The 13,916-nt window shown below is 37.6% G+C and carries 13 protein-coding genes and 1 other RNA gene; 4 read left to right on the forward strand and 10 right to left on the reverse strand.

Annotated features, from left to right (window positions below; translation table 11 throughout):
- Positions 1 to 75: 75 nt before the first annotated feature.
- The 4 genes from B6F02_RS08855 to B6F02_RS08870 form a co-directional block, all read right to left on the reverse strand.
- Positions 76 to 1,032 (reverse strand): ABC transporter permease, encoded by a 957-nt coding sequence (locus B6F02_RS08855; RefSeq protein ID WP_080146993.1) that lies wholly within the window; start codon positions 1,030 to 1,032, stop codon positions 76 to 78.
- Positions 1,033 to 1,049: 17 nt separating this feature from the next.
- The gene (locus B6F02_RS08860; RefSeq protein WP_080146994.1) at positions 1,050 to 2,000 is read right to left on the reverse strand and encodes an ABC transporter permease; all 951 of its coding nucleotides are present in this window, start codon (positions 1,998 to 2,000) and stop codon (positions 1,050 to 1,052) included.
- 56 nt (positions 2,001 to 2,056) lie between these two features.
- Positions 2,057 to 3,241: an amidohydrolase gene (locus B6F02_RS08865; protein ID WP_080146995.1), complete on the reverse strand. Its 1,185-nt coding sequence runs from the start codon at positions 3,239 to 3,241 to the stop codon at positions 2,057 to 2,059.
- Between the two features lie 63 nt (positions 3,242 to 3,304).
- The gene (locus tag B6F02_RS08870; RefSeq protein ID WP_080146996.1) at positions 3,305 to 4,528 is read right to left on the reverse strand and encodes a M20 metallopeptidase family protein; all 1,224 of its coding nucleotides are present in this window, start codon (positions 4,526 to 4,528) and stop codon (positions 3,305 to 3,307) included.
- Positions 4,529 to 5,094: 566 nt separating this feature from the next.
- Here B6F02_RS08870 and B6F02_RS08875 point away from each other — a divergent pair.
- Positions 5,095 to 5,445, forward strand: a complete 351-nt coding sequence (locus B6F02_RS08875) for a hypothetical protein (protein WP_080146997.1) — start codon at positions 5,095 to 5,097, stop codon at positions 5,443 to 5,445.
- A 60-nt stretch (positions 5,446 to 5,505) separates the two neighbouring features.
- Here B6F02_RS08875 and B6F02_RS08880 read toward each other — a convergent pair whose 3' ends face one another.
- Complete coding sequence (locus B6F02_RS08880; RefSeq protein ID WP_080146998.1) at positions 5,506 to 6,231, reverse strand: NAD-dependent protein deacylase; 726 nt, start codon at positions 6,229 to 6,231, stop codon at positions 5,506 to 5,508.
- Positions 6,232 to 6,401: 170 nt separating this feature from the next.
- Here B6F02_RS08880 and ssrA point away from each other — a divergent pair.
- Positions 6,402 to 6,771, forward strand: a transfer-messenger RNA (tmRNA) gene (ssrA, locus tag B6F02_RS08885).
- Between the two features lie 122 nt (positions 6,772 to 6,893).
- On the opposite strand, the gene B6F02_RS08890 is transcribed toward ssrA, so the two are convergent.
- The 5 genes from B6F02_RS08890 to B6F02_RS08910 form a co-directional block, all read right to left on the reverse strand.
- Positions 6,894 to 7,226, reverse strand: a complete 333-nt coding sequence (locus tag B6F02_RS08890; RefSeq protein WP_080146999.1) for a tyrosine-type recombinase/integrase — start codon at positions 7,224 to 7,226, stop codon at positions 6,894 to 6,896.
- Entirely contained in the window at positions 7,174 to 8,019 is an 846-nt protein-coding gene (locus tag B6F02_RS08895) for a site-specific integrase (protein WP_179128562.1), read from the reverse strand. The genes B6F02_RS08890 and B6F02_RS08895 overlap by 53 nt, the downstream gene beginning before the upstream one ends.
- Positions 8,020 to 8,131: 112 nt before the next feature.
- Positions 8,132 to 10,708: a DEAD/DEAH box helicase family protein gene (locus B6F02_RS08900; RefSeq protein WP_143745267.1), complete on the reverse strand. Its 2,577-nt coding sequence runs from the start codon at positions 10,706 to 10,708 to the stop codon at positions 8,132 to 8,134.
- 1 nt (position 10,709) lies between these two features.
- Positions 10,710 to 12,578 carry a site-specific DNA-methyltransferase gene (locus tag B6F02_RS08905; protein WP_256864677.1) on the reverse strand — a complete coding sequence of 623 codons (1,869 nt, stop codon included), beginning with the start codon at positions 12,576 to 12,578 and terminating at the stop codon, positions 10,710 to 10,712.
- A 22-nt stretch (positions 12,579 to 12,600) separates the two neighbouring features.
- Complete coding sequence (locus tag B6F02_RS08910; RefSeq protein WP_080147002.1) at positions 12,601 to 13,227, reverse strand: LexA family protein; 627 nt, start codon at positions 13,225 to 13,227, stop codon at positions 12,601 to 12,603.
- A 146-nt stretch (positions 13,228 to 13,373) separates the two neighbouring features.
- Here B6F02_RS08910 and B6F02_RS08915 point away from each other — a divergent pair, with 146 nt between their 5' ends.
- Positions 13,374 to 13,601, forward strand: a complete 228-nt coding sequence (locus tag B6F02_RS08915) for a helix-turn-helix transcriptional regulator (RefSeq protein WP_080147003.1) — start codon at positions 13,374 to 13,376, stop codon at positions 13,599 to 13,601.
- Position 13,602: 1 nt separating this feature from the next.
- The gene (locus B6F02_RS08920; protein WP_080147004.1) at positions 13,603 to 13,878 is read left to right on the forward strand and encodes a BRO-N domain-containing protein; all 276 of its coding nucleotides are present in this window, start codon (positions 13,603 to 13,605) and stop codon (positions 13,876 to 13,878) included.
- Positions 13,879 to 13,916: the final 38 nt, after the last annotated feature.

Here is a 13,916-nt window from a genome sequence, read left to right on the forward strand (position 1 = left end):
CAGTCGTTCAATTTAGCGATCTGATGATTCCCCAACCCTCAGATGCTTGATTATTCGTCTAATGGCTTGCTTCGTTTATCCTTTATTCTCCCCTTCAACGGCTTCTCTTAATCCTTCACCGATAAAGTTGATGGCTAATACTGCAACAAAGATCAAAATTCCGGCTGGTACCCATCTCCATGGTTCAGCTGTCAATACACGAATCGACTGGGCGCCTGATAAGATGTTCCCCCAGCTTGGTCTTGGCGGTTGTACTCCAACACCTAAGAAACTCAAGGAAGCTTCTGTAAGGATCGCTGTTGCGATTCCGAAAGTTGCATTAACCAAGATCGGTGAAATGACATTCGGCAAGATATGAACAAACAGAATACCGAATGTGGAATACCCTGTCGCCTCAGCTGCTAAGACAAAATCCTGTCCTTTCAGTGTCATGACTTGTCCTCTAACCAGCCTGCAAAGCGGCGGCCAGCTTAAAACTCCCAGCACAATCGTTACGACCCAGATTCCTGATCCTAGTAAAGAAACCAATGTCAAAATGACGAGAAAGAATGGAAAAGACATGAACGCTTCAGTCACTCTCATGACAATCGCATCAATCACTCCGCCAAAGTAGCCAGAAACCAACCCCAAAGTGGTTCCAATCACAACGTAGATCGCGACTGAGAATAACCCGACGGTCATAGAGACTTGCGTACCATGAATCAGACGTGTCAGTACATCTCTTCCAATATCATCCGTTCCCAAGAAAAAGTTGTCATACGGTGCTGCCTGGAACTGACCTACCGAAGCATCTCTAGGATGCGGCGAAATCTGTTCAGCAAATATCGCAACCAATATCATCGCAATAAAGATTACTAAACTGACAACGGCCACTTTATTTTTAAAGAAACGCTTGGCAATTGTTTTGAAATAACTATCGCCTGCTGTGACGACTTGTTCTGCCGCGCTTCCAGGGAAATTGACACGTTCTGTCGAATTGACCAGATGAAATAGTGCATTTGCGTTTTTATTGTGCCCTGCATTTTGAGCCATTTTCATCTCCCCTTCTCTTAATTGTATTTAATCCGCGGATCAACTACTGCGTACATAATATCGACCAATAGGTTCGCAGCCAGTACAACAACAGCTGACAAGATGGTTACGGCCATCAGAATCGGATAGTCCCTTTGCTGAATTGCAGTAATCGTCAAGCGTCCAAGTCCCGGCCACTGGAAAATCTGTTCTGTTACAATAGCTCCGCCGACTAGTCTGGGTAAGTCTGTCCCAATGACGGTAATAACCGGGATCAAAGCATTTCGCAATCCATGCTTCGATAAAATCGTTTTCTCCGCCAAACCTTTAGCAGTAGCTGTTCGCATATAATTTTCTCCATATACCTGAATCATTGTCGAGCGCATGTACCGGGCCATATTAGCAATGTAAAAAGCAGATAAGACAAATACCGGTAAAACTAAATGATGAACCACTTCAAAAAATCCGCCGCTGCTGCCCAATTCGATCATCCCGCCAGTCGGGAACCAGCCGAGTTGTACAGCAAAAATATAAATCAGTCCTAATCCTAAGAAAAAGTTTGGAATCGACACACCGACGAATGAGCCGCCTGTCAACAGATTATCAATCCATGTTCCCTGCTTTCTGGCACTGATGATTCCAAGTGGAATCGCAACGATATAAGAAAACAGCAACGTAGATCCCATCAGAATAACCGTCGGAACCAGTCTAGATACTACAATCGGCAATACAGCATATCTAGTAGAAAATGAATTCCCGAAGTCTAGTGTCAAAGCTCTGCCCAACCAGCTGATATACTGGATCGGCAATGGCTGGTCCAATCCCAGCGCTCTTTCAGTTGCAGCAATCTGTTCAGCTGTCGCATCTGGTGTTACATATAATTCGGCTGGATTACCTGGAGTCAAGTTCACCATCAAGAATGCTCCAATTGAAATCATAAATAATACCGGTATCGCTGTAATCAGCCGTTTAGCAATATATTTTTGCATAGTTTCCTCCCCTTTTCTTGCACTTTACGTTGATCGTGTACTCTAGCAGCTGCCGTCTAGTTTAAATATTCATCGACAATCGCTAAAAACACTTCCCCTGATCTTAGTAAAGATTGTTCATGAATGACGAACCGCGGATGATGATGAGGATAAGGTGCATCGTCTTCTGGAAATTTCGCTCCAACTCTCAAGAAAGCACCCGGCTTTTCCTTTAAGTAGTACGCAAAATCCTCTCCCCCCATAGCGCCTTCTACTTCCTCAATCTCATCTTCTCCAAAGACGGTTAAGAATTTTTCTTTCAATTTGTTCACTTCTGCGGCATCATTTTGGATTGATGGATAACCTCTTACATAATCAATATCCAGCGTGGCGTCAAATGCTTCTGCAATACCGCTGCTGACGGACTTCAGTTTACTTTCGATCATATCCTGAATATCTCCATGCATCGTTCGAACGGTTCCATTGATTTCTGCTGAATCGGCAATAATATTATAGGCTTCTCCGCCGGCATTGAAGCCTGCGAAAGTCAATACGGCCGGCTTGACAGGATCTGTCAATCGACTGACCACCTGCTGCAAGCCCGCTATGATCTGTGCTCCAATTGTCAAAGCATCATGAGTGTCATGCGGTGCCGCACCATGTCCGCCTTTCCCTTGGACCTTCATCGTAAATGTATCCGAATTTGCCGAGCCAAAACTATAGTTGTATAATACTTTTCCTAGTTCCTGTTCTGCTCCTAAGTGAATCCCAAAGACATAATCAACACCATCCAGCGCACCCTCTTCTACCATTGACTTGGCTCCGCCAGGCAATAATTCTTCAGCATGCTGATGCAGCAATACAACATTCCCTTTCAGCTCATCTTTATGCTGTGCGAGAATCTTAGCGGCACTCAACAGCGATGCGGTATGTCCATCATGTCCGCAAGCGTGCATAATCCCTTCGTTTTTAGATTTAAACGGAACATCCGCTGCTTCTTTGACTCTTAACGCATCAAAGTCTGCTCTTAAGGCGACTGTCGGTCCAGGTTGCCCACCTTTGATCGTTCCAACAATTCCGTAACCATTTCCGACATTCGTTCGAATCTCATCGACTCCAAAAGATTTTAATTTTTCTTCAATGAATTTTGCCGTTTCTTTTTCTTCAAAGGAAGGTTCTGGATGCTCATGTAAATATCTTCTCCAGCTGACGGTTTCATCAAAATTCTGTTTTAGTTCTTCTGCCCATGATTGGTATGCCATGATCCTTCTCCTTCTTTCTCCCTTATTTTGTTTATCGCTGTGAAGTCTGTGTCCGTTAGCTGTCTATCCGACGGTCACGGAAGCTTCTGCTTTGCTGGTTTCTTTTTCCGTTAAATAATGATCAATAATCGATAAGAAACATTTTCCTCCAAGCAGCAAAGCTCGTTCATCGAAATCAAATTTAGGATGATGATGAGGATATACGATCCCTTTTTCTGCGTTTCCGGAATTTACAAAGAAGAAAGATCCCGGTTTTTCTTGCAGGAAGTATGCGAAATCTTCTCCACCCATACGAAGGGGTGTTTCTTCTACCGTCTCTTCACCAAACGTCTCAGTAAACAAGTCAGCAATCAAAGCTGTTTCAGCTTCATGATTATAGAGAGCAGGATATCCTCTCGTGTATTGAACTTCGCAAGTTGCATCGTGCGCTTCACAGATTTGCTTAGTCATCGTAGAAATTTTTTCTTCTATTAAATCTCTCACTTCAGGCGCAAATGTTCGAACCGTCCCTTTTAGTAAAGCTGTGTCCGCAATAACGTTGTTTGCACCATCGCCCGCTTTGAATGTTGAAAAAGTCAACACTCCTGACTTCTTAGGATCTTTCTGCCGGCTGATGATCGACTGCAGTTGGTTCACGACATAGGAAGCCACTACGACAGAGTCAACAGTTGCATGCGGATAAGCAGCATGTCCGCCTTTTCCCTGAATCTTGATTTCAAAAAAGTCTGGTGCTGCCATTGCATACCCTGAACAGTAAGTAACTTTCCCATATTCCAAAGGGGATCTTAAATGCAGTCCGTAAATATAATCTACATCCTCTAATACGCCTGCATCGACCATTGACTTTCCGCCGCCTGGAAGCACTTCTTCTGCGTGCTGGAAAATAAATTTCACTGTTCCTGACAGTTCAGCTTCATACTGTTTCATTACTTTTGCAACACTTAGTAATCCAGCTGTATGTCCGTCATGTCCGCAAGCATGCATGACACCGGGATTTTTAGAAGCAAAAGGCAATCCTGTTTCTTCATGAATCCTTAAGGCATCAAAGTCAGCACGAAATCCAATCACTGGACCCGGCTTTGATCCTCTTAAGTAAGCAACGATTCCTCCGCCGCCTACACCTTCTTCGATTTCTTCATAACCAAATGATTTTAATTTCTCTGCAATAAAAGCTCTTGTATTCCATTCTTCAAATGAAGGTTCTGGATGCTCATGTAAATGTCTTCTCCATGAAATAGTGGTTTCAACATTCTCTACTAGCGCTTTTTCCCAATTTTCGTATCCCATTCTTCACTCGCTCCTTCATTTTGTTGAATGTTCTGAATATTTTCAGCAATTAACCATCTTTTTCTAATGTTTTTCAAATTTTATATGTATTAAATGAAAAAGTCAATGTAAATTGTCAGTAAATATAATATTTATTTCTCATACTTCGTCCTTTATAATATTCGTTTTTAATTCTAAGCGATTTGGAATCGATTGCACTATTTTGTGTCTATTTTGTGAACGATAAATTACTTTACCTGGTATGGTTAGCTAATAAAAATGAATGTTATAAAAAAATAATATCAAACATGATGATTATGACTTTTCAGGTGGTAATTTATGCAATTTGTTGAGAATATTCTCTTAAATATACAATTAGAGATTTATAATTTTTTAATATCACTCTTCTGTTTGGGAACTCTTGTCCAAATTATGAATGTTATTTCTTATAGTTCTTTCATTTATTCTACTTGACATTTACAAGTGAGTAAACTCACTTTATTATTATAGTATCTTATGTTCTGAAAAGGGAAATACGTTAAATATATTCAACAGGAATTCAGTGTAATTCTTTTAGGAGTGAGTAAATGAAAGAAAGTCCACAATATCAAGAAGCAATTGCATTCGCAAAGACGTTGGGAATGACTGAAAGAGAATATCTTACTTATCTGCATGAAAAGAGTCAATCTGTTAAGTCCGTCATGTTGAACGATAGCGAAGGGTTCAAAATCTTTTTAAAAGAATTCCATACAGTGCTGGATGATTTAACAGTCTGTACTAAAGCAGATGAGACAAAAGCGGCAAAAAAAGAACGATCTATGGAAGCGGCAGCTGATTTGTTGCAGAAAGTCAGTTCAGATCCAATGCTATTGGTTCAAATGTATGAACACTATCAGTATGATGCAGACGACGGCTCAAATCCTTTAGTTAAACCATAAAAAAACCACACTTTGATGATTCAGACAATGTTCTGAGCCAGCAAAATGTGGTTTTCTTTTTTAAAGCTTGCTTAAGGTCTCTCCTACTTTCCCTTTAATGAAGAGGTCTACTTCTAATGCTTTCGTATCGATCGCCTCTTGGTTGATCACAACAACCCTTTTGCCATTAAAATGATAAATAAGGTTTTTTGCCGGATTAACGGTTAGAGACGTGCCGGCAATAATCAGCAGATCTGCTGCTTGAATCGCTTTTTTACTTCTGTCCATTACTTTTCTATCTGGATTTTCCCGGAAATAGACAACAGACGGACGGACGATACCATTGTCGATCGGGCATCTTGGAACATTCTGCTCATCTCTTTGAACTTCTTCTGGCAGGTATTCACGAAGACACTTCATACAGTACCAAGTACGATTATGCCCGTGCAGCTCCTGAACAGAGCGATGTCCAGCTTTCTGATGCAGCCCATCGACATTCTGAGTAATTACGCGAATATCTTTTCCGTTCTGTTCCATTGCAGCCAGTACTTGATGTGCTGCATTGGGCTCAGGAGGTTTTTGCTCCGGTTTAGGTCGATTAAAAAAGGCTTCAGGATGTTCCATAATATACTTTATGTTCATCACTTTTTTAGGATCAAGCTGTTGTTTCTCTAATTTTGTATATCGTCCTTCTCTAGAACGGTAATCAGGCAGTCCGCTTTCAGTTGACACACCTGCACCGCCAAAAAACACGATAATTTTCGCTTCATCTATATATGCTTTTAATTGCTTGATCTGAGGATCCATCTTTTTCCCCTTTCTGTCGTTCGCTTCTATTATAACAACCTTAATAGATTCCTGCATTATTCTCAGCTTAAATAAGCGAACAGACTTTCATTTTTTGATAAAGTGTGCTATACTATTTAATAGAAATGATAGAGTTATTCTATGATTTCCAACTTAGTTTTATCTATATCGGGGTTGTTACGGATTCGACAGGCATAGATTGAGCTTGAGTTGCGTTCCGCAGGCGGCGGCTGCGTACCAACGTCACAGTTAAATATAACTGCTAAAAACAATAATAACACTTACGCTTTAGCTGCGTAATAACAGCTAATTAGCGTGATCCGAACTGGCATCGCCCACGTGTCACGTTTGGGTCCTATAATTAAGTGGGATACGCCAAAGCTTTCCGTCTGTAAGCTTTGGAAGAGATTACCAGACTAGCGACGCATGATGCCTGTTATACGGCTAGTGCAGAGCGAACTCTTAATCGTATAACTATGAACGTAGAGGCTTAAGTGCCAATGTGTCTGGACAGGGGTTCGACTCCCCTCAACTCCATAAAGAAAAAGTTATAAGAAGAAACAAGCCTGTAAACGCCGAAAATATAGCATTTACAGGCTTTTCTTTTTTGTGGTGAGACGTTATTTAAATATATGAGGGGGAGTAAAAAGGGGAGCAAGAAATTAAAAATCAATATGATTGGAAAAACGTTCAGCAAAATCGTCTCTCTGAGCTTTTGTAAGGTGGGTATAGGTGTTTTGTGTAGTAGAGATATCGAAGTGTCCTAAGCGTCGTTGAATCTCTTCCATTGAAGCACCAGCTTCATAAAGAAGAGTGGCATGTGTATGCCTTAATTTATGAACGGGTATAGGATCAAGACCAGCTTTTTCAGCTGTACTTCTTAACCATTTGCGAGGTTTGGAAGGTGAGAGCCATTTTCCGTACTCACTGACGAATACCCACTTATAAGGATTGTGTTCTCTCCATTCTAGTAATAGTTCGAGTGTCCTTATTATCTATAGTAGTCATTCGCTTACTCGTATAGTTTTTAGGTTCTTTCAAATAGAGCTCTGTTTTATTATTTGATCCAGCAACTGTACGTCTGCTGATAGCTTTATCTACTCTAATCATGTAATTAACAGGGTCAACGTCTTCCCAAGTTAACGCTAAAGCTTCTCCTTTTCTTAATCCAGTAAAAGCAAGCAATCTAAGCAAAGCTTTAGCTTGTAAGTTATCAGAATCGTCGAGGACATCCATAAATTGCTTTAATTCTTCTGTTTCATAAAAAGTTTTAGTTGCTGCTTTTTTAGGTTTTCTAGGTTTAGAAACAAGTTCACAGGGATTAGAGAGAATAATTTGTTGTTTCCTAGCATGATGGAAGACCCGACTCATTTCATCCAGCCATTTGCTGGCATTGGAAAAGGCGCTCCATTCGTTCACCTGCTTCTGGATCATGTTAGCGTCTATTTTGCTAATTAGATAAGACCCGAATTCTGGAAGAATTCTATTGTTAAACATACCATCATTCTTTAATAGCGTCGACTCAGCAACAGTATTTTTGTATGAATCTCTCCATGACTCATATACATCTTCGAAAGTCATTTCTTTTTTATCTTTCACTTCATAGTATGTTTTATTAGCGACTTGTGCTTGAATTCGTTTTAAGACTATATTGGCTTCCCGTTTCGTTTTAAAGCCTTGTCTAGTAGTCTTGGATTTCTTTCCAGTCAAAGGGTGTACACCAGTATAGACTGTAAACTTAAAAGCTGTTTCACCATTTTTCTTTTTGTATTTCTGTATTTCAGCCATTTTCATTCACCTCACATATGTTATAATAGGTACACAAAAGAGACCTACGCTGTAGGCTTCTTTTCACTAACACACCTAATCTTCTTGGCGGGAGGGTAGGTGTGTTTTTTATTTATTTTACAATATAATTCTCAAAGTCTTCTCTGAACTCATTTTTGTACTGTGAAGTATCAGAGTAAAATTTAAGTCCTAACAGACGGACATCATCATTTTCCGATAGGATCTCAATATCATCCCGTTCTAATAGAGAAGTCAGGAAGTCTTCTTTCCATTTATCAGTCAATCTTAAATGATCACCTTTAGGTTCCAGGAAGACCTGGTAGGTGTAGTTTTCGTCTTGTAAGTAGAGCAGGAAGTCGGGCATGAATCCTCGTACACCGTCAATTTCTACTATTTTTATCTTACGTTCGTTTCTAATCAGATAGACTTCTTTATATTTCTTTTTCAATTCCTCGATATAATCATTGATAAAATCGATAAAGGAATCTTCAAGGTTATTCACTATAGCTTTATCATATATAAACCAATCAAAGTGTCTCATGGATCGAGGCTGTTTGACTTCTGTCATGTCTGATACGTTTGCATTCACTTTGTTCATCTCTACATAATAGTTATTGATAAGCTCAGAGAATGCTACTCCCTCAAAGACAGGCGTACCACGTTCTTTAGAATAATTCAGACGTATTTTTTTCTCGAGATACTCAAAGAACTGATCAACCATCTTGAGTTTTTCTTTTGGGTTTAGATCTTCAAGATTCATTGAAACTGGTGCAGATATGTTTAATGTTGCGTTACCTAAAAAATCAGGACTATTTAAAAAGTCTTGCATGCTGGATAAAGCAGGAATATAATTCTTGAAGTTCTCAAACCTAAAGAACGTATTACGTTGAATTGCTTTTTGTTTATATACTGAATCTATTTTCCAGGACAGAAGATGTGTATCGAAATTAACTTTAGATTTTACATTTTTTCCAAATTGTTGTTCAATAGCAGGTTGAAAACTTATGTCATACAAATCATAAGCGTTATATTTCTCCAACGTATCAAAGTCATCCGGAGTTGTTTCAACAAGTTTATTAATATAAATCTTGCCGTTCTTAAAGATTGGATGCTTTCTGAAGCTAGGCTTTATTTTAGCTTCTAGTCGTTCATAACTATCTTCTTTAACTTGAATGTTAGCAGCTTCAAGTGACTTATTGAGATTCTTGATATAAGAGTTCTTATTAATTGTATGGTAGTGCAGGGACTCTATAGCCTTCAGATCGGATCCAATGGCATCGAAACGTCGTTTATACGATTGTTCACCTTGATGTTCAAAAGGGAAGTAACGGGCTCCACGGCCAATAAGCTGAGCTTCACTATCTGTAGTTGTTTTTGTAGTAGATGCACCTTCACTCACTCGAACAATATCAAAAAGGTTCAATACATCCCAGCCTTCATTCAACTTGGCTACAGCAAAAATTGTTCTAATTGGATTATTTGGTTCTTCCAGACTATTAAGCATGAGTGCATTGTCTTCAGACAGAAATTCTTTACTATTTGCATTGATAGTCGTTGCATCAGTAAAGTCCCATTTGAGATCTTGGAGAACGTGACTCAAATCTTTTGTCTTATAATAATGGAACATTTTCCCCCAGATACCTTGGTTATATTGGTAAAGTGCATATCCATGTTCGATTGTATCTGTTAGTTTATCAAGGGTTAGTGATTGTATCATATTCAGCAATGTTTCGTTAGCTTTTACAGATGTAGCAATTTTATTTGATTTAAATAAAATAACGGGCTTTATCGATACATTGTTATCATGAGCTATATATTTACGGTATTGGCTGAGTAAGATAGCGTGAAACATTTTATTATCGTCATCTTCATCAGCTCGAAGGAGCATTACGTTTTTAGAATAGCCATCATTCATAAAATGTTTTAAGTCATATTGGTATACGATCTTATCACGGTATTTATCGAAAAGAGCATCTTTGTTTAAATCGATAGTAGCAGTGAATTCCAGGAGTCTATTTTCTGGATTCAACGCTAATAGTTTACTTACAGTATTTTCCCAAGTTTTTTCTTCTGCTTCTTTAGTGTTTAGTTTCCGTTCATCACGTTTAGTTAAAGCGTTGATATGATGAGCCTCATCAGCAAGCAAAACAACTTTATCCTCTTCTAATGAATCAAATGTTAATGAATTTTCTCTAGGTTCAGTTAGATCCATGTGTAATTTCTGTATAGTCGTAAGCTTAAGATATATCGTATTTTTGTCTGGCAGTGACGGGAAGACCTCAACAATTTGAATATTAATCTTTTCTCCATCTATAGTGATCCCATCTTTTGTAAATAGATATTTAGATGAGGACAAGTTTGTTAAATTATCAAATGTTTTTCTGATAATAGCATCTGTATTAACAAAGAAGATAAAGTTTTGGTGATTGTGCTGCTTGAATAAATAAAGCATAGTTGCAGCAAGCACCAAAGTCTTGCCTGATCCAGTAGCCATATGGAATAATAAATGATTAAAACTCATATCGGCATTATCCGATTCTTGAGCAAAAACAAAATGTTCCAAGGCTTCTTGCTGATAAGGTCTTAAGTCATGACTCAAGTTATCCGTAATATAGCTTGGTATTTCCGGTGGATTCTGAAAGAGGTTGAATGAATCAGCTATTTTTTTGTGTAATAGTTCCTCAGCCAATTTATTCGCCTCCTTGACCATAGAAAGAGTGATTAAACTGTTTAACTTCTTCAGAAATATCATATTGAGTATCATCAATTTCAGAATAATTTAGATACAATTGGTTCATATCTAAGACATCAATCAATACTTTTTTCTTTTCGTCTATGGATAGGGTAGAGAAATGATCATCTTCAACAGTTACTTTGTTAAGTTCAACTTTGAAGTTTAAGTAGGCAGATGACATCATTTCTTCCAATATGGTTTCTAACTGTTCTTCTGATGCAATTTCATTCAATTTATCGATATAATGTTGATTTAGACTATCCAATTCAGCATAGACGAAACTACCACCGCCTCGCCAGTCTACCTCTTTAGATATACCGCCTTGTTCACCCTCGATTACTTTTTGAAGACGATGGACTGAAACAGTATTTATATAATCCATTTGTTCAATTCCTATGAATTTGCGATTCATCTTCATTGCGACTGCCTGAGTGGTTGCGGAACCCATAAAGAAATCTAATAATAGGTCGTTTTCATTGGTAGCTAATTCTATAACAGTTTTTAAGAGACCTTCTGGCTTTGGAGTAGAAAATACTGCTTTACCAAATAAACCCTTTAACTCTTTATTAGCCTCTCTAGTAGTTCCAGAATTCAACCAAATGTTCTCAGGAGTTCTTCCGGATTGATCTGATAGATAAATTTTTCTAATAATGCCAGAATTATCAGCTTTAAAAATTATTTCCCCAGTAGATATTTTTTCTTTTACTGTTTTTTCAGACCATCTCCAACCATTATCAGGCGGGCTGATAATGGAGTTGTCGGGAGCGATAATGTTATACTTCAAAGTTTCACGTAAATTAGGGCTTCTAACGTCACCAGATCTCCACAAGCCTTTTGGGTCATTATCTGGATTCTTATAATTTATGTTATCTTTTTTTGTTCGCGGCGCTTCAAAATTATCTAATAAATCTTTGTTTTTTGAATATACAATTAGGTGATTATAATGTCTTGAAAAGAAACGTTCATCATTTTTACTTTGTTTAGTATGATTCCAAACTATATCAGCAATAAAATTATTTCTATTAAAAATTGAATCTAATATTACATTTAAATAGTGACTTTCATTACTGTCAATATTAATCCAAATACTCCCACTCTCTGCCAGTAATTCTTTTGCTATTTCCAAACGGTTCTTCATAAATGTCAGCCATGTGGAGTGGTTAAAACTGTCGTTGTAATTGAAACCATCATTATTGGTGTTATAAGGCGGATCAATATAAATCAATTTTACTTTACCAGCATAACGTTCTTTCAGGGTATGTAGAGCTAAGAGATTATTACCTTTAATGATCAAATTATCATTATCATTAAATTCTGTAACCTCACGTTCACCATCTTTATCATACTTATTCATGTTTGTTAAAACTTTAGGGGAGAATAGGGTATCAATTTCTTCTTTTGCAATCACATTATGATAATAGACTTCTTTTTTATCCTCATCTTCATTAGACATACCGCCTTCTAACACACAATCTTTAAAAGGGAAGTCTAGGACCACATCTGTATTGTAATTTAGGTATTTACCATCGCTGGTTAATCCAATTTCATTTCGGTATTTTGTATAACTATTTTCCCAATAGGTTTTATATCGCAGCATTTCGATAAACTCTTCTACTTTAAAAATGGTCATGTCACCAACTGAAAGGGCATAGGCCTCTTTAATTTTATCGTTAGATAGTAAAGCAGTAATAACTTTTTCATCGTAGTTTCTAAGATCTTCGATAACTCTATTTTTTAACAATGTTTCTTCATCCCAATATTCAGGGAAATCAGAAAGCACAGTTTTTATGTTATTCAATAGTGTTGTTTCTATTGTTGAGTTCACTGAACATTCTCCTTCATGTAAATTATAATTCTACATCTACTCTTAAAGCTTTCCCTACAATCTTGGCGGGATTCTCTTCCGTCACTATGTAAGGGGCGTAATCTTCGTTTAGCGGTTGTAATAGAATAGTTTTTCCTTGCTTAATTACTTTCTTTAATGTTGTTTCTTCATCACCATTAACCAACACCGCAGCAATTTCTCCACTTTCTACATCTTCTTGTTTACGGCATAGTACATAGGATCCATTAGGAATCTTAGGCTCCATACTATCACCAGTTGCTTCTAAGAAGAATAATTCACCATGATAATCTAAATAGTCTTTAGGGACTTCACGATACTCAGATATATTTTCTATTGCAGTGATGGGATCACCACATGCGATTTTACCTAAGACAGGGATGCGCTCGAAGCCAGTTACGGGTATCATGTTTTTCGCTTCAGTTGGTGGAAATAGATCGTTAATACTTACGTCTAGAGCTTCTGCCAAATCGAATAAGACATCTTGATTCGGGGAACGATATCCGGTCTCATAATTAGAAATAGTTGCTTTTTTTGTTCCGATTAAGTTACCTAATTCTTCTTGAGTCATTTTCTTCATTTTTCGATAATGTCTTATTTTATTTCCGATAAAGTTATTTAATTTATCCATAAAATTTTTACCTCCTTCCTGTTTATACTATTCATTGTACACACTAAAAAAATGGAAATCAACAAATAATACACATAATGCAAACTTTTGTGTTGACGATTATATGCGTATCGTGTACTATGTGAATGTAGACAGGATGTAAATGGATGCAATGGCATTTAATTCGAGAAAGAAAAGAACATGGAGAAACACAGAAAGACTTATCTAAGTTACTAGATATTAGTGAAAATGCCTATAGACTAAAAGAGAAAGGAGATAATCAATTTAAAAGTGAAGAAATGTTTTTGATAGCCGATCATTATAATAAAAGTATTAGAGATATTTTTTTACCTAACAAGTACACGTTACGCAAGCACAAGCGGAATGAGGAATAAAATGAATTTAAAAACATACTTATTTGAAAGTCGAATGGTAAGAATGATAGAAAAAGAAAATGAGCCGTGGTTTGTAGGAAAGGATGTAGCGGAAATACTAGGCTACTCCAATTCAAGTAAGGCAGTATCTAATCATGTTGATTTAGAAGATAAAAGGTTTGAAATGATAGCACATTCCCGAAATGGGAATCTGTCAGAAACTAAAACGGCTATCATCAATGAATCAGGATTTGGTATTACGTCAATATCTTGGACACGCTTTAAGAGAATTTCTTAATGAAACATGGACCCGTTTTGAGGCCTCAAGGTTTCGGT

Origin of the sequence: Marinilactibacillus piezotolerans (genome assembly GCF_900169305.1) — a bacterium.
GTDB lineage: Bacteria > Bacillota > Bacilli > Lactobacillales > Carnobacteriaceae_A > Marinilactibacillus > Marinilactibacillus piezotolerans_A.